The organism is Streptomyces sp. AB3(2024) (assembly GCF_041862025.1).
In the GTDB taxonomy this organism is placed as follows: Bacteria; Actinomycetota; Actinomycetes; order Streptomycetales; family Streptomycetaceae; genus Streptomyces.
The window spans coordinates 20,238-36,144 of the sequence record NZ_JBGWAB010000078.1 but is presented as its reverse complement, the minus strand read 5'-3'; the positions used below and the strand labels follow the sequence as shown (position 1 = coordinate 36,144).

Genomic DNA, 15,907 nt, shown 5'->3' with positions numbered 1-15,907 from the left:
GACACTTCGTTACTCGACATCTCGAAGCGTGGAGGGCGGCCGCCTCACGTGCCCCCGAAAACCATAGATCTCAGCAGGTCGGATGACAGGCGAGGTTAAAGATCAAGCTTACGGCCGAGGACTTGTGGCCAGTCCTCGGATCTGCGCTGGTCTGCTCTATTCGTCGGTACGGCAGATGCCCATACGATCGGGTACCTCTACTGATGTTGGGAGGATCGGAATGCAGGCTTCAGAATTACCCGCTGCGGCGATCAGGGTGCTGACCGGAGGTACGTCGGCGTCGGCGGACCAGACTGCGGCAGTTCGAGAACTGATCTGGGGCCAGCTCGGAAGGAGCGCTCTGGGGTCATCTGCCCTGGCCCGCCTGCATGAGCAGCCCGGCGAGGGATCAGCGGGCATCGTCAGCTCTGTGATCGCCGACGAGTTGCGGGTAGACCCGAAGTTTGCTGAACGGCTGCGCACAGCCCTTCAGCCGCTCTCCACCCCAGCGACGCATGACCCTGCCTACAACATCGCCGCAGGCCCTCCACCGCCGGTTATGCCGCCCAGGCCCCCTGTGTCTCCGCCGCCAGCCGCCCCAGATGCGGCAGAGGTGAGGAAGATCTGGCTTCTGGGGCTCCCGCAGTTCCTCCTGGGCTACGTCATTCTCAGCGTCCTGGGTGGGGGCGGACGGACTGGCAGTCTTGTGTTCCCGCTCATTTCCGGCGGCCTGGCCGCCTACGGAGTCTGGTGCGGTATCCGTCTCCTGCGCCACACCCGCAGCCCACTGCTCATCGCTGGAACAGTGCTTACTGGCCTTGTGCTGATCAGACTGGTCCTCCTTCTGCTAGTCGGCTGAGTTCTCCGTCAGCACAGACCTGATCAGCTACCGGCGATCCAAGTTCGGTGGCAAACAGTCCAGATTCGCTGTCACAGGACATCGCCTTCGTCGAGGGCCGCGTGCTCCGGTCGGGAAAGCCCCCGGTCGCGTCACAGGTAGGCGTCACACGGTGACGCCTGCTGAACGCGAACGCCGCCTCCATGCCCTCGTTCGGCACCGCGGTGAGCACCACCGGCTGTCCGACCGTTTCCGGGTGACGAACGGGGTGTCGCTGGCGTACCAGGTCGCCCCGCACTCCGGGCAGCGGAACCGCGGCCACGGGTGGGGTCGGCCCTCGATCAGGGCCCGGTATGCCTCGCCGCCGGCGTTGATCGCTGCCCAGCGAGCCCGCTGGATCCGCCAGGCCTTCGTACGGCAGGTCGAGCCGCAGTACCGGCGCGATCGCCGGCTGCCCTCGGGCAGCTCGATCGCGCACTGGCTGCACCGCCGGACCTTCCTCCTGGCCATACCTCCAGGATCCTCCCTCCGGCCGTGCGGGTGCACCGCCGACCTCGAAGCCGACGCCGTCACCGTGCGGCGGCTGGGCAGCCCCGAAGTACCTCGCCCAGGCTGCCGAACACGCGATGTGACAACGGCCGCGTCCGGTGCCGGACCAGCCGGGGCCCAACCACGGCCGACCGGCCCGGCACCGGAACGACGACAGCCCCGACGCCGGGCGCGGAGTCAGGGCTGCCACCCACACAAGTCCCGTCGTGGGGGCTTCAGGACAAGTGCACGTGTCGCAATCACCAACGCTTCGCCTGTCGAAAGGTCACTGACATCTACTCTGCGCGGCACTGACATCTACTCTGCGCACGACACAGAGCAAAGCCCCAGGTCAGCGACCTGGGGCTTTCGCGTTGCCTAGACCTTCCTAATGGTCCCGTGCCAGATCCGTGCCAGATGCGGACCCGGAAGCCTTGGCCCTCATGACGCGCACTCGCGCATCGATCCCCGCTGCGACTTCCTGCTGCCGTTCCAGATTGGAACCTTCTTCCGAGCCTTCTTCCACTGAGGGCCTTGAGCTCGTCTCGGACTGCCCCGGGTTCGGCGAGGCAGTTGCCCAGGACAGTTGAGCCGCCCGGCGACGCACCCCGTGGGACGGCCGCGGCCGCGGCCCCCCGGAACTCCGTTCAGAAGGCGCTCAGCGCGTCGCGGGTGTTGGTGCGGTACAGGCCGACCTTCGGGTTGGCGACGCTGCCCGGCTTGGCCAGCGGGAGGCTGACGCCGTCCGCGTTCGGCATGTGCTCCTTGTCGGCCAGGACGTTGACCTCGTCGGCCACGGGGCCATTGCCACCCGACGGGTTGAGGTCCACGGCCGCGTACGCAGTGCCGCCGGGGTGCACCGGGTACGCCGGGGCGCCGCCCAGTCCACCGGGGGCAGTGGCCTGGAGACCGAGCGCGCCGCCCTTGGCGCTGAAGCCGACGGTGGGGAAGTAGTCCAGACCGCAGGAGGTGGAACCGTTGTTGGTCACGGTGATGACGCGGACGGTGGCCGGAGTGCCCTTCGGGGAAGTGACCTTGACGGTCAGGTTGCGCGCCGAGCAGGGGTGGGTGTAGGCGTAGGAGTCACCGGTGGTGTCCCCCGTGCCCTTGCCGCCCGAACCGGCCTTCGCCGGGGTGACGGTGACCGTGCCGGTTCCGGTGACCTTGCCTGCGGATGGGGTGGCAGAGGCGCCCTCCCCGGACGGCGTCCCGGTCCCGCTCGAAACCGGCTTGTCCCCGCTCTTGGTCGCGGCGGGGTTCGCGGTCGGACCGCCGGCGCTGTCCGAGCCGCCGCAGGCGGTCAGGGCCAGAGCGAGGCCGGCGGTGGCGGTGGCCAGGGCAGCGGTGCGGAGTCGGTAGGTGCGCATGGGGAACTCTCCGTGTCGATGCTGTCGTCAGACGGAGGCTTCCGCTTCCCGCCTGACGAGACGTTGGGTGAGGCTGCTGTTCCGGTCGGCTGCTGCCGCAGGCGGCCAAGGGCGATCGGTGGGGCGGGTGGGGGCCCTCCCGTTGCGACCGCCGAATCCGCCCGCCGATCCGATCGGCGGACCGACGGGCTGATGACGCAACTGTGGGGCGGGTTTTGTCCCAGTGGCGTCTGGACCGGGATAGTAGAAACCCTGGAACGCTCCCGACCCCTCTCACCTGGGCGATCGGGTGAGCCTGGAACGTGCTTCCGGGACGAGGGGGAGGGTGGAATGGCCACGGAGACGGAGCGGTTCGCGGAGCTGATGCGCGGATTCAAAGAGCGCTCGGGGCGCAGCTACGGCACGCTCGCGAAGCGTCTGCACTCCAGCAACTCGACGCTGCACCGCTATTGCAGCGGCGCGGCTGTGCCCACGGACTACGCCCCGGTGGAGCGGTTCGCCCGAGTCTGCGGTGCCTCGGCCGACGAACTGCTCGCGCTGCACCGGCAGTGGCTGCTGGCGCTGGTGGAGCGGCGTCGGGGGGTGACGGAGGGGCAGGCCTCGGCGTCGGGGGCGGCGAACTCCGCGGCGCCGCGGGGCGGTGACGCCGCGCCGGAGGTGTCGCCTGCATCGGCGGTGGTGGTGGCCGGGGAGGCTTCGGAGGTCCGGCCGCGGGCGGAGACCGACCCCGCACCGGCCCCAGCGCCCGCAGCCGGGTTCGCCCCGGCGCCCGGACCTGCCGCTGCGGAGGCACCCGTCCCGGCGCCTACCTCCGCTCCCGCGCCGGCACCGGCGGAGGCCCCCGCCCCTACACCGGCAACGGAGGCACCCGCACACGCCCCCGCCGCCCTTGTCCAGCCGGGCCCCGCCCGGGCCTCCGTACCGCGGGCCCGGCGTCCTCGGCTGCTGCTCGCCGTTGCGGCCGCCGTGGCCACCGCCGCGGTGGCGGGGACCGCCGCCGCCGTCTCCGCCATGGGAGATACGGGGCACGGGGACACGCGCCACGGCGCCGTTCAGCCGTCCTCGCGCGAGCGGGCGGAGGCGGGCCCGGCCTTGCCGTCCGGCGGATCGTCGTCACCCACGGCCACAGCCGGTTCCGCACCCCCGTCCAGCCCCGTACCGTCGTCCCCCTCGGCAGCGTCCGCGTCCTCCTCGCCGACCACCGCCAAGGAGGGGGCTTCCCCCACCGCCCCGTTCACGGTCAACGTCCTGCCCGACAACTGGGACAGCCCCTGCGGCCAGTGGTTCGCCCTGGACAAGGCACCCGGCACGGTCCCCCCGCCCCCCGCCGGGCAGGCGACCGAAGGGTGGGCCCGGGCCCTGGAGGCTGTCCCTGCGGGGCACCTGCGCATGCAGCTGACCGTCCAGGGCACCGAGGGCAAGGCCGCGGTCCTGCACGCGCTGTACGTCCACGTCGTGAGCGGCCGCAAGGCTCCCGGCTGGAACGCGTACACCATGGGCGCCGGTTGCGGCGGCGCGCTGGTGCCGGCGTCCTTCGCCGTGGACCTGGACGACGCCTCCCCGAGGGCCAGGCCCGTACCCGGCAAGGAGGGCGAGCGGCCGACGGCCTTGACCGACTTCCCGTACAAGGTCTCCGCCACCGACCCCCAGGTGCTGAACATCGACGCCGCCACACTCGGTCAGGACGTCAGCTGGTACCTGGAGCTGACCTGGAGCAGTGGCGACCGCCAGGGCACCACCCGGATCGACGACCACGGCCGCCCGTTCCGCACGGTTGCCCTGAACACCGGCCACAGCTACTGGTACAACGCGAACAACAACGCCTGGCTGCCGTACACGGAATGAAAGACCCATTGCACCCGGTCCGAAAGCGGCCGGACCGCAACCTCTGCGAGGAGGTACCACAAAGGGCGTGCCCCAACCGTGCCCTTGAGACGGGTCAACAGCGGTCAAAAACGGGCCCTTAGAGTCCTCCGGAGATGCCCTAGTGGATCCTGTTTGCGCAGGTCAAGCATGGCGCGAGCGCCATCCGCGCAGTAGATTCCCAAGCTTATGGCGTGGGTTCGATTCCCGTCATCCGCTCAGATACGAAGGCCCAGGTCAGCGACCTGGGCCTTCGTCGTTGTCCGGGCTCGGTTGTCCATTCCGGCATCGGCGCGTCCGTGGCCACCAACCGACCACGGACAACCGCTCCGATTCAGCCCAGTCGCTTGAGTTCACGCACCGCCGCGGGCAGTGCGAGGCAGAGGCCGAAAGAGGTCGCGAAGCCTCCTCCCCCAGCCAGAACGACACCAGTGGTATCGACGCCGGATCGCAGCACGAGCAGGCTCACGACGAGGCTGACCACCGTGGAGCAGGCAACGTACAGCGCAAGCCACAGTCGCCACGTGCGTCCGGCAGGGACTGTCGGTTCGGACATGAACTCGATCCTTTCGGGGTTCGCAGCTGAAGAGAGGGAAGGACGGGGCGCGGGGATCGGCTGACGGCAGGCCGTCACGACGGTTCGACCGAGCCGTGCAGCAGGTGCTCAGCGAGTTCGGCCCGCAGCCGGCCGAGCGCCGAGGCGTACGCGGCGTGGGCCTCGGCGCGTCGGCCGAGGTCACCGAGGAGTTCAACGCACCGGCGCTGCTGCTCGATGGGCGGAAAACGCAGCGGAAGGTGCCCCAGAGCAACAGAGCTCAGCGAGGGGGCTGCCGTGGCCGCGGCACGGTGCGACATCCACTCCCGCGCGTGCTGGAGGCCGAGATATGCGTGGAGGTACAGAGGGTCGATCTCGGCCGTCGGGCGTACCCGTAGACGCGTTACGTTCGGACTGAGCAGCCAGTCGGCTTGCGAGGCGGAAACCAGAGCCGGTTGCTGCTGTGCACCCGTGCGAACGCAGACGATGTCGTCCGTGCGCACCACAAACTTCTTGAAACGCTCGGCCGTCTCCCATGGCACGCGGTAACGGGGTTCGTCCACAATCTTCCCTCCGACGAGATCCTGCGGGAAGACGAGAGGAACACCGCCGTCGCCCGTACGTGCCGCTGCTGGGAGGCGGGTGTACGAAGGGCCGGCCTGGATCTCGCACAGGTCCCCGAGAATCGCTTCCTCCCAGTCGTCAGGTCCCGGACCCGGGCGGTGGACGTACTCCGGTCCCGCCGGGCGCTGCTCCAGCACGCGCAACCTGTCCACGTACCCTGCTGCCTCATCACCTGCTTTAAGCAACCGTGACACGACGGGAGCAGCACCGTACTGGCCGCCACCGAGGTAGTCGGCGGGGCGCAGCGAATACTCCTCGCCGAGGACGTCCGAGCGCGCCACGACCACAGCTGCGAAACCTCGTTCGTCAGCACGCAGCGCGTCCTCCCCACCGCCCGGGAGCTCCCCGTCGAGCCACGGCCGGACCACCGCCGTGATCGCATCGCGATCCGTCTTTCGCAGTACGCGCCGATGCCGGTTCTTCTCCCCCAGCCCTTGCGCATCGACAAACAGGATCCCCTCGCGTACCGGTCGCTCGACCCGCCGTAGAAACCACAGGGAAACCGGCACGGGGGTCGCGGAGAACAGGTGGGGCGGCAGCGTCACGACGCACTCCACTGATCCCGTGCTGATCAGCGCACGGCGGATCTCACGCTCGGCGGCGTTCACCGAGTTGCCCGCCTTCACCGGCATGACCACCGCTGCTCGACCGCCGGGTACCAGCGCCTCGAGGACATATTGCACCCAGGCGAAATTGTCGTTTCCCCGGGGCGGGGCTCCATACGGCCAGTTACCCGTTCGCCGGCCGGGGCCAGGCGCGTCGCTCATGTTGAACGGTGGGTTCGTCAACACGACGTCGACATCGTGCTCATGGCGCGGCGGCCACCGATCGGACCGGTTGCTGCTCAGCCTCGGCCGCACACCGAGGTGGAGGAGGTACAGACTTGCGACCGACTGCAGACGACCGTTGAGGGTCTCGCCGTACACGGTCGCGCCCGCCGCCCCGATGTGCCGGCAGGCAGCCGCCAACATTTCCCCGCCCCTCATGTAGGGGTCCAGGACAGTGGCTTTTTGCCCCGGGGTCAGCACCAGCCCCGCCGCCAATGAAGCCAGGCCTACAGGGCTGCAGAACTCCGAGCTCTGCAGCCCTTCCCGGGCGCTGAACGACTCCCATACGAGTTGGAACGCGCCCGTGCCCGCGCCGGCCGCCGTTCGTACCGCCGTAGTGAGGTCGTCCCAGCTACGTGGTTCGAGTTGCAGCAAACTGCTGCGCATGTCAGTGCGGTCACCGTTCCGGCGCAGCGTGTCCTGAGCCACGTCACCGAGGGAGCGCAGCAGTAGTTGTACGTCCTGGGCCCCTCGACCCGCCGACATCACAGACTCGATCCGCTGCCACTGCTCCAGCTCCGCGTGACGCACGTACATCACGATGAGGCAGAGATTCACGTAATCCGCCATCGTCGCCGGTCCCCGTACCCGATCTGCGAGCCGGCCCATCAGCTGGTCGACAGCCTTCCTGTCCCCGTCCTCGATCCGCGGGGCGAGACTCCTCGTGGACTTCGGTTCCGCCCCCGGTCGCTCATCGCTGGTCCGGCCCAATCGAGTGGCATAGGTCGTACCCAACTGCTCCCCGTTCCGCAGTCGCCGTTGCGGAACGGTGCGGTTCACCAACCAACGCGCTAGGTCAGCTTCCCGGAAGAGCTCCATGTCGCCGGAGCGCACCGGGGTGGGGAAGTCCTTGTACCGCCGGGCCCAGTTCGACACGGCCGGCCGCTTCACACCCAGGCGATCCGCGATCTGGGTCCGGGTAAGCAGACCGGTTTGTTCATCATGCGCTGGCTCCATCGTGGCTCCTCGAGGTCGGGTCGGTTGATCTTCCGACGTGAGGACCGTATGCAGGGTGTGATGCGCGCACCAAGTGCGCATTCACAGTGCTCATCCATCCCCTGGAGGTGGAGTAGAGAGAGGCCGACGCCTCTTTGCTTCGTGATGGTGCTCAACCAGGGCAGAAATGCCCGATAAGTGACAATTACGCTCCTCGGGCTCTATGTTTATTGGGGTTAACAAAAATTTCGACTGCTTCGAGGAACGTGCCGGGCCCGAGGCACAGAAACCGAAGGCCGCCTGGGAGCGGGCGGTTCTCCAGGCGCGGGGCGAGCTCGTCGGTCTCGCGGGGTGCACCGCAGCCGAACAGACGGTGGATCAGCTCTGCAGCCCTGGCGGGCGCCCACCGCCAGTCCCTCATCCCGCCGTGCGCGGCTGGGCCGGCCTCCAACTCGACCTGCCGTCCACGACCCAGCGGGCCCGCCAGAACCGTCTGGTCCAGGTCAGCGGCCTGGACCTCTGCCATCGCCCCCGGTCACCCGCATCCTCACCTCACCAGAGAGGTAAGGATGCGGAGCTCGGTGCACGGTCAGTCAGCGATGAGCATCTGGATGGGGCGAGGCATTTTCTCCCCCTTTTGCAGGCGCAGTGATTTGACAGGCCTGCCAGCCACCCATGCGTTCCACGCCTTGATGTAGAGGCCGATTTGGCCACGCGTATCAGTTCGCCGTCGCTGAGAGGCCCCGCCTCGGAGCAGGTTCATGACTTTGATCAAGGCCAATCGGGGATCTTCAGGCCCCAGGTTGGCCTGAGTCGTGAGTCCGCGCATCCACTCATCCGCCTGCGCAACCGGCGCCGATTCGACTGTCAGGAAGTACGCGCATGCCGCGGCAGTAGGAATGATGCCCACCTCCTTACCCAGCACCCTTCCATGCTTGACAGCCTCACGGAACTCTGCAGATTGGGGTCGGAAAATGTCGAGAATCTCATTGTTCGTGACCCGAGAGGTATGTCCAACCCAGCTCCCGGACGGAGATGTTCGAAACAGGTGCACGTGCCTGATGGTCGCGGCGAGCAGAGTAGCGTCCTTTTCCCCACGCAGGGCAAGTACGTCGCCGCCAGTCCTGCGCTTTCCGGTATCGAGGACCGAGAATGTTTCCGGGGGTACATTCTCAAAGAGCAGCACCTCAGTCGCAACGCCGGATTTGGCGATCGCACTCAGGCGATGTTGCCCATCTACGACATTACCTGAGGAGATCGGCCCATCCAGGGCGATCCCTTGATGAGTTACCTGCCAACTCCCCCTGAGGATCTCTCCCTCCATCTGCGCCACAACCGATTTGTCCAGTGGACGGTTGTTCGTGTTGCGTTTGAGCAACTCCCTCGCCATGTCCGGGGTCACGGTGACAACGCGGGGAATCGGAAAGCTGGCCTCAGAGGCAGTCTGAAAATCGTTCACACGCATATGTCTACACGCCGCAACACCACAATATGCCAGGTGTATGAAATCGCCTTGGTTTGATTCACTCAGAATGAAGGAGGACTGTTTCTGATCGATTGATACCCGATCCGACTAGTCTCGGTAGCCTTCTGAGCGAGCAGCGGCGGGCGCGCCTCCCTCCCAAGCTCCTCAGACCTGAGGCGCGATCTCGGGCCACGTCTTGGAGATGGTTGGACTCGCTCAGCCGTCGGACACCGGCCGGCAGGCCGGCAGGTCATACAGCCTGTGCGTAAGGCTAGTTGTCGAGCCCCCAGATGGCGGCGAACGTCCAGGAGGAGCCACGATGGGCGGCACGGCATCCCGCTCGTCAACACGGGACTCGGGGTCTCCAATCGTCTTATGGGTGCCCGCGCTCACCTCCGGGGCGAGCCTGCGTGCGCTGACCGACCCGCTTCGGGGTCCACGGGTCCTCTGACCTGGCTCACGACGTGCGCGGGAATGCCAGGACCCCGTACCACGGGAGCAGCCACAGGACCTATGTCCTGGGGGCATCGGGCCGCGGGACTGCAGTGGGTACTGCGGCCCGATGCGTCAGAGGTCAGGACAGCGTTGCGTACGTCCGCCAGTCGGCACCGATCTTCACGTGCGCCGCAAACGTGCCCGTGCCGGCGGCGTAGTACCGCCCCAGGACAGAGGTGGAGTCACGGGCCAGCAGGTCACCCCTCTGTGGCGGGCCACAGGCCCGGCGCACGGCGGTACGCCATAGATCCGGGGAGCCGAGCGGGCGTGGCACCGCCTCGAACAGCTCGGCGGAGCCTTCGGATACGGCCCGCACGTGGTCGACGCAGTCGAATATTTCGTCGTCCCGGCCGACTGAGCAGTGGTGCCCCGGGACCTGACCCGCACGGGCGGGGGCCGGAGCGCCGCGGACAGCTGGGCCGCTGCCACAAAAGGCCGCAATTTGCGGCGGATCTGCCGCCCGGGCGGGCGCGGCGGCCGTTTCGGGTCGTTGGGCCTGGACATGCGGCGCCCTGTTGTAACAGAATTGGTTGCAACACGGGCGGGTGTTGACGGTTTCAGGTGGAGGGTGTCATGAGTACGAGCAGTCGCATGACCGTGGCCACCCACGTACTGACCTGGATGGCATGGGTCTGCCCCCAGCGCCCCGACGGCATCGTGACGTCCGAGCAGATCGCCACCAGCGTCAAGACCAACCCCGTCGTCATCCGCCGCACCCTCGGAAGCCTGCGCAATGCGGGACTGGTGGAGTCGCAGCGCGGGCAGGGTGCGGGCTGGCGGTTGACCCGCGTCCCGGAGTCGATCACCCTTCGGGACGTCTACCTCGCCGTGGAGCCCGATCCCGTGATCGCCCTGCACTCCGCGCCCCCCAATCAGGACTGCCCCGTCGGGCGGCGCATCCCGCCCGCCCTGCGCGAGGTGTACGACCGTGCGGAGGAGTCGATGAAGGCCGAACTGGCCGCCGTCACCATCGCCGACGTGGTGAGAGAAACCATTCCCGGACCCTGAGTCCAGCCCTCCCCTGCTCCCTTCCGGCCGGCCCTCTCGGGCCGGCCTCTCTTCGGACCACTGTCGTAACCATTTCTGTTACATCTCATTATCCGGAGGTCGCCGTATCGTGAACCGATCGCTCTTGGTCCTCGCCGCTGGAATGTTCGCCATCGGCACCGACAGCTTCGTCATCGCCGGCATCCTGCCCGGCGCGGCGCACTCCCTCGGTGTCCCGGTCGGCACCGCCGGCTGGCTGCTCACCGCCTACGCCTTCACCTACGCCGTCCTCGGCCCGGTCATGGCGGCGCTCACCACCCGTTGGCCACGCCGCGCCCTGTTCCTCGCCGGGTTCGCCGTCTTCACCGCCGGCAACCTCGTCACCGCCTTCGCTCCGTCCTTCGGCGTGGCCGTGGCCGCGCGGGCACTCGCCGGGCTCGGCGGCGCCATGGTCAGCCCCGCCACCGTCGCCGCGGCCACCGCGCTCGCGCCACCGGAACGTCGCGGCCGCGCGATCGCCACGGTCATGACCGGCCTCAGCGCCGCGACCGCTCTGGGGGCGCCCATCGGCACGGCGATCGGCAGCTTCACCGGCGACTGGCGGGCCACCATGCTGTTCGTCTCCGCGCTCGGACTGGCGGCCGCGGCCGGAACTGCCCTGTTCCTGCCTCCGATACCCACACCACCGTCAGTGCCGCTGCGCACCCGTCTCGCTCCGATCGCCGACCGGCGCATCGGCCTGACCCTGCTGACCACACTCCTCGTCTACACCGGTCTGTACACCGTCTACTCCTTCATCGACGCGAGCCTCGACCGCGCCACCGGCGGCAGCGGCGGCAGCGGCGGCAGCGGCGGCAGCGGCAGCGGCACCACCCTCGCCGCCCTGCTGTGCGTCTGGGGACTGGCCGCCACCGCCGGAACCCTCGGCTCGGGCCGTCTGATCGACCGCTTCGGCAGCCGGCTCGTCATCAACACCGCGATCACCGTCGCCGCGGTCGACTTCGCACTGCTGCCGTGGACCAGCGCACACCTGCCCTCAGCCATCGCGGCGCTCCTCGTGTGGGGCATCTGCGGCTGGGGACTCCTGACACCCCAGACACATCGCCTGATCACCGCCATGCCGACGGCGGCACCTCTGCTCACCGGCCTCGCCTCGGCCATGGTCTACGTCGGTGTCTCGATCGCCCCCCTGGTCGGGCGGACGGGAATGGCACGGTTCGGCGCGCACTGGCTGGGGCCCGTCGGCGCGGTGTTCATCGCGCTCGGCCTCGGGACCGCGGAAGCGGCGCACGCCGTCACCGACCGACGCGCCAGGCACAGCGGGCCCACGGCGCCCACGGCACGGGCACAAGCGCTGCCGACCGGGCAGCACACCGGCGCACCGGCCTCAACATCTCAGGAAAGGCAAGGATCGAACCCGTGATCACCACAGAACGCCTCCGGCTGCGCCCGCTCACCGAAGCCGACACCGATTGGTGGGTGCGGCTCCACGCCGATGGGGCGGTCAACCGGTTCGTCGGCGGTTACACCCGGGAGCAGGCCGCGGCACGCCTGCACGAGATACGGCTGCAGTGGGATCAGCGGGGGCACGGACTGTGCGCCGTCGAACTGCGCAGCACCGGCCAAGCGATCGGACGCTGCGGCCTGAACTGGTGGGAGCAGTTCGGCGAGACCGAGATCGGCTGGACCTTCGCCCACGCCCATTGGGGGCGGGGCTATGCCCAGGAAGCGGCCCGAGCCGTCCTCACGTGGGGTTTCGGGACCCTGGAGCTCCAGCAGATCACCGCCATGATCCATCACGGCAACACCGCCTCCAGCGCCGTCGCCCGGCGCCTCGGATTCACGCCCCTGCGCGAGGACACGGTCCTCGCCCGCCCCTGCACCGTCCACGCCCTGACCCGCGACGGCTTCGCTTCCCCGGCGACCCGGGCCACCGGCGCCGGAGCAGGCCGCTGTTCATCGCCACGGCCACGGCGCGCGGGTGATAGCTGACGTCGAGTCTCGCGAACGCCCGCGGGAGATGGGTCTTCACCGTCGGGCAGCCCGTCGGGGACCGCGCCCGGTACCTCGGCCTCGGACGCGAGGGGCCCGGACCGCGCGTCGCGGTCCGGGCCCTGCTCCCGTGCGCTGCCGCCCCGCGGCCGCGGCGCGTCAGCTCTGGGCGGTGTCGTCGCCCGTCTGCTCGCCGTCCTCGGCCGCGCCGGCCTTCTCGCGCATCTTGCGCACCAGCTCCGCCTTCTGGTCGGCGGCGCCCTGGCGGTCGCGGTTGCGGTGCGGGCCGTTGTTCTGCCGTTCGGCGCGGGACAGCCTCTTGCGCTGGCCGCCGCCCTGGCCCACGGGGTTGTTGATGTTCTTGCTCACGGTCATGGGTTCTCCTGGTAACGGTGTGAAGTGATCTACGGATTCATCGGTGGGGGACGAGCTCGGCGACGGCCTTCACCCCGCCCGGGGCGCCAGGCCGTCGAGCAGGGTCGTGAGGCCGAAGTGGAAGAGGGACTCGGGGGAGAGGTCGGCGTCCGCGCGGGCCGCGGTGAAGGCCGGGAAGGTGCCGTTGCCCAAGAGGGCCGTCATACGGGCCTGCTGGGCTTCCATCCACTGTTCGCCCGACACTCCGCTGGATCGCTCCGCCACCGCCTCCGGTTCCCGGTCGATCGCCTGGCCCCGTACGTAGGCGAAGAGCGAGATGGCCGCGTGCATGCGTGCGTTCGCGTCCAGATCCGGATCCAGGTCCTCCAGCGCGGTCAGCGCCCATTCGATGTGGCGCATTCCGTTCGGGACGAGCAGCGGCCGGTTCAGGTTCATGGCCGCGGCCAGCCAGGGGTGGACCCCGTACAGCCGCCACTGCGCCCGCGCCGACGCCTCCAGCCGGGCCCGCCAGCCGTCCCCCGGTACCGCCGGCGGCAGCGGGAACTCGCCGAAGGCCGCGTCGGCCATCAGGACGACCAGTTCCTCCTTGTTCCGTACGTGCCGGTACAGGGACATCGCCGAGACCCCGAGCTCCGCTCCGAGTCGCCGCATGGTCAGGGCCGCCAGACCCTCCGCATCCGCGAGACCGATCGCCGTGCGCACGATGCGGGCCCGGACGGCCGAGTCGTCGGCCGGGGCGGCGGGCCGGGCAGCAGCAGCGACCACGGTCCCGACTCCCGGTACGGCGCGGACCAGGCCCTCCTGTCCCAGCGCGGCCAGTGCCTTGCTCGCCGTGGCCATGGCCACGCCCCACCGCTGGGTGATCGCGCGGGTCGACGGCACCCGGTCCCCCGGGCGGAGCTCGCCGTTCTCGATCCGCCCCCGCAGTTCCGCCGCGATCCGCGCGTACGGCGCCCGTTCCGTCATCCCCACCCCCTGGTGCACTAGTACACGCCTATCTTACTGCACTAGGAAGCTTTGCTCCTTATCCCTGTTCAAACGGGCCTGATGCGTCTGTACGTTGTACACATCACCCCGAGAGAGGAACGCGAAATGACCAGGACCGTACTGATCTCCGGCGCCGGCGTGGCCGGCCCCGCCCTCGCCTACTGGCTGCGCCGCCACGGCTTCGCCCCCACCGTCGTCGAGCGGGCCCCCTCCCTGCGCACGGGCGGTTACGCCGTCGACTTCCGCGGCGAGGCACTCGACGTCCTCGACCGGATGGGCCTCCTCGACACCATCCGGGCCCTCGACACCGAGATGGGCGACGCGGCGATGGTGGACGCCGACGGCAGGCAGTACGCCACCCTGCCCGCCGCGGTCTTCGCGGGTGACCTCGAAGTCCTCAAGGGCGACCTGGCCCGGCTGCTGTACGACGCCACCCTCGATGACGTCGAGTACGTCTTCGGGAACTCCCTCGCGGGTCTCCACCAGGACGCCGACGGCGTGGACGTCACCTTCGAGCACGGCGAGCCCCGGCGCTTCGACCTGGTCGTCGGCGCGGACGGGCTGCACTCCACGACCCGCGGACTGGCCTTCGGCCCCGAGGAGCGGTTCGTCCGCCACCTCGGCATCTACACGGCGGTCTTCAGCCTCGACAACTACCTCGGCATGAAGAACACCGGCCGGCTCTACGCCGCCCCGGGCAAGGCGGCGAACATCTTCACCGCACGCGGCAACACCGAGGCCCGCGCCGCGTTCCACTTCGCCGCGCCCGAGGGACTGCCCTATGACCGCCGCGACCCGCGGGCGCAGCAGCGGATCGTCGCGGGGCGTTTCGCGGACGAGGGCTGGGAGGTGCCCCGCCTGCTGACCGAGATGGCCGCGTCGAAGGACTTCTACTTCGACGCCAACGCCCAGGTCGAGATGGACACCTGGGCCACCGGCCGGGTCGTACTGCTCGGCGACGCGGGCTACTGCGCCGGCCCGCCGTCGGGCCGCGGCACCTCGCAGGCCCTGATGGGCGCGTACGTCCTCGCCGGTGAACTGGCGGCGGCGGGCGGCGACCACACCACGGCCTTCGCCGCGTACGAACACCTGATGCGCCCCTACGTCGCCGAGCACCAGGCACTGGGCCGCGAGGGTGCGGAGCGGTTCTTCATGCCCACCCCGACCCAGGAGATCCTGGACATGCTGGCCGCCGACGCCCCCGAGAACACCCGTACCGAACGCATCGGGCTCCGCGATTACGCCGCATGACGGGACCCACGGGCAGAGGGGCGGCCCGTTCCGCGGCCCGTTCCGCGGCCGGGGGCCGGCCGCTCGCGGAGGGGCTGGGCGCCTTGGGCGCTCCTCCCGGTCAGCCCGGGTCGATCGCGCAGGCCAGGTAAAGGTCGACGCGGTCGCGGGCGGTGGACAGGTCGCGGCCCGTGAGGTGCTGGATGCGGCCGATGCGGTAGTGGAGGGTGCTCACGTGGATGTGGAGGGCGCCGGCGGCGGTGCGCCAGGCGCCGTTGTGTTCGAGGAAGACGGTCAGCGTGCGGACCATCTCGGCGCCGTGCTCGGCGTCGTACTCCTGGAGCGGCCCGATGAGCCGCCGTCGGTACGACGCGCGGATGTCGGCGGGGACACCCGCGAGCAGCAGCAGATGCGAGTCGAGCGCACGTGCCGTGACCAGTGACAGACGCGCGGGGCGCAGGGCCGCCAGACGGGCCGAGTGGCGGGACTCCTCCAGGGCTCGGGCCAGGCCGGTGGCGTCGGCCGCGGGGGCGCCGAGGCCGAAGGCGATGCGGCCGCCCTCGGCGACCGCATCGAAGCCGGCCAGGCGTTCGTCCGGGAGGGCGGCGAGGGCGGTGTCGTCGGGGGCGGGGCCGGGCGAGATCAGCAGGTTCAGTCCGTGCTCGCCGCCGGCGACGACGGTGCGGGTGTCCGGGCACTCGTCGAGCACGCTCTCGGCCAGGTCGGCCGCCAGGTCCCAGGGACGCAGCGCGCCCCTGGTGAGGGCGGTGAGGACCGGCAACGGGCCGGTCGGGTCGAGGCCCGCCGTCCGCAGCCGGTTCGCGAGCGTGGCGGGCGGGGCGGCCTGCTCGATCAGTTCGACCAGATCGGCGTGGAACC

At 69.5% G+C, this 15,907-nt stretch carries 13 protein-coding genes; 5 read left to right on the top strand and 8 right to left on the bottom strand.

The window, feature by feature from the left end; translation table 11 throughout:
• Nucleotides 1-1,992 precede the first annotated feature (1,992 nt).
• Nucleotides 1,993-2,712, bottom strand: coding sequence for a DUF4232 domain-containing protein (locus ACEPPI_RS26270; protein ID WP_373917726.1), 720 nt, complete (start codon nucleotides 2,710-2,712; stop codon nucleotides 1,993-1,995).
• 330 nt (nucleotides 2,713-3,042) lie between these two features.
• Between ACEPPI_RS26270 and ACEPPI_RS26265 the strand changes: the two genes are divergently transcribed.
• Nucleotides 3,043-4,557 (top strand): helix-turn-helix domain-containing protein, encoded by a 1,515-nt coding sequence (locus ACEPPI_RS26265; RefSeq protein ID WP_373917725.1) that lies wholly within the window; start codon nucleotides 3,043-3,045, stop codon nucleotides 4,555-4,557.
• A 352-nt stretch (nucleotides 4,558-4,909) separates the two neighbouring features.
• Here ACEPPI_RS26265 and ACEPPI_RS26260 read toward each other — a convergent pair whose 3' ends face one another.
• The 4 genes from ACEPPI_RS26260 to ACEPPI_RS26245 form a co-directional block, all read right to left on the bottom strand.
• Nucleotides 4,910-5,131 carry a hypothetical protein gene (locus ACEPPI_RS26260; RefSeq protein ID WP_373917724.1) on the bottom strand — a complete coding sequence of 74 codons (222 nt, stop codon included), beginning with the start codon at nucleotides 5,129-5,131 and terminating at the stop codon, nucleotides 4,910-4,912.
• A gap of 74 nt (nucleotides 5,132-5,205) precedes the next feature.
• On the bottom strand, nucleotides 5,206-7,518 hold the full coding sequence (locus ACEPPI_RS26255; protein WP_373917723.1) for an N-6 DNA methylase: 2,313 nt from the start codon (nucleotides 7,516-7,518) through the stop codon (nucleotides 5,206-5,208).
• 568 nt (nucleotides 7,519-8,086) lie between these two features.
• Nucleotides 8,087-8,956, bottom strand: coding sequence for a hypothetical protein (locus ACEPPI_RS26250; protein WP_373917722.1), 870 nt, complete (start codon nucleotides 8,954-8,956; stop codon nucleotides 8,087-8,089).
• Nucleotides 8,957-9,536: 580 nt separating this feature from the next.
• Nucleotides 9,537-9,773, bottom strand: coding sequence for a hypothetical protein (locus tag ACEPPI_RS26245; RefSeq protein WP_373917721.1), 237 nt, complete (start codon nucleotides 9,771-9,773; stop codon nucleotides 9,537-9,539).
• Between the two features lie 257 nt (nucleotides 9,774-10,030).
• On the opposite strand from ACEPPI_RS26245, the gene ACEPPI_RS26240 reads away from it, so the two are divergent.
• From ACEPPI_RS26240 to ACEPPI_RS26230, 3 genes are all read left to right on the top strand, one after another.
• Nucleotides 10,031-10,465, top strand: coding sequence for an Rrf2 family transcriptional regulator (locus ACEPPI_RS26240; protein ID WP_373917720.1), 435 nt, complete (start codon nucleotides 10,031-10,033; stop codon nucleotides 10,463-10,465).
• Between the two features lie 109 nt (nucleotides 10,466-10,574).
• Nucleotides 10,575-11,867 carry an MFS transporter gene (locus tag ACEPPI_RS26235; protein ID WP_373917719.1) on the top strand — a complete coding sequence of 431 codons (1,293 nt, stop codon included), beginning with the start codon at nucleotides 10,575-10,577 and terminating at the stop codon, nucleotides 11,865-11,867.
• Nucleotides 11,864-12,436 (top strand): GNAT family N-acetyltransferase, encoded by a 573-nt coding sequence (locus ACEPPI_RS26230; RefSeq protein ID WP_373917718.1) that lies wholly within the window; start codon nucleotides 11,864-11,866, stop codon nucleotides 12,434-12,436. The genes ACEPPI_RS26235 and ACEPPI_RS26230 overlap by 4 nt, the downstream gene beginning before the upstream one ends.
• Before the next feature lie 159 nt (nucleotides 12,437-12,595).
• On the opposite strand, the gene ACEPPI_RS26225 is transcribed toward ACEPPI_RS26230, so the two are convergent.
• Complete coding sequence (locus ACEPPI_RS26225) at nucleotides 12,596-12,811, bottom strand: DUF6243 family protein (protein WP_373917717.1); 216 nt, start codon at nucleotides 12,809-12,811, stop codon at nucleotides 12,596-12,598.
• A gap of 69 nt (nucleotides 12,812-12,880) precedes the next feature.
• Entirely contained in the window at nucleotides 12,881-13,777 is an 897-nt protein-coding gene (locus ACEPPI_RS26220; RefSeq protein ID WP_373917716.1) for a GntR family transcriptional regulator, read from the bottom strand.
• A gap of 126 nt (nucleotides 13,778-13,903) precedes the next feature.
• On the opposite strand from ACEPPI_RS26220, the gene ACEPPI_RS26215 reads away from it, so the two are divergent.
• A complete protein-coding gene (locus tag ACEPPI_RS26215) occupies nucleotides 13,904-15,049 on the top strand; it encodes an FAD-dependent monooxygenase (protein ID WP_373917715.1) in 1,146 nt (381 codons plus the stop codon).
• Nucleotides 15,050-15,149: 100 nt separating this feature from the next.
• On the opposite strand, the gene ACEPPI_RS26210 is transcribed toward ACEPPI_RS26215, so the two are convergent.
• Nucleotides 15,150-15,881 (bottom strand): PucR family transcriptional regulator, encoded by a 732-nt coding sequence (locus ACEPPI_RS26210; RefSeq protein WP_373917727.1) that lies wholly within the window; start codon nucleotides 15,879-15,881, stop codon nucleotides 15,150-15,152.
• Nucleotides 15,882-15,907 lie beyond the last annotated feature (26 nt).

Excerpts from the sequence above, each read along its gene's own strand:
- ACEPPI_RS26270 (WP_373917726.1), bottom strand. The coding sequence starts at position 2,712 with ATGCGCACCTACCGACTCCGCACCGCTGCCCTGGCCACCGCCACCGCC.
- ACEPPI_RS26265 (WP_373917725.1), top strand. The coding sequence starts at position 3,043 with ATGGCCACGGAGACGGAGCGGTTCGCGGAGCTGATGCGCGGATTCAAA.
- ACEPPI_RS26260 (WP_373917724.1), bottom strand. The coding sequence starts at position 5,131 with ATGTCCGAACCGACAGTCCCTGCCGGACGCACGTGGCGACTGTGGCTT.
- ACEPPI_RS26255 (WP_373917723.1), bottom strand. The coding sequence starts at position 7,518 with ATGGAGCCAGCGCATGATGAACAAACCGGTCTGCTTACCCGGACCCAG.
- ACEPPI_RS26240 (WP_373917720.1), top strand. The coding sequence starts at position 10,031 with ATGAGTACGAGCAGTCGCATGACCGTGGCCACCCACGTACTGACCTGG.
- ACEPPI_RS26225 (WP_373917717.1), bottom strand. The coding sequence starts at position 12,811 with ATGACCGTGAGCAAGAACATCAACAACCCCGTGGGCCAGGGCGGCGGC.
- ACEPPI_RS26220 (WP_373917716.1), bottom strand. The coding sequence starts at position 13,777 with ATGACGGAACGGGCGCCGTACGCGCGGATCGCGGCGGAACTGCGGGGG.
- ACEPPI_RS26215 (WP_373917715.1), top strand. The coding sequence starts at position 13,904 with ATGACCAGGACCGTACTGATCTCCGGCGCCGGCGTGGCCGGCCCCGCC.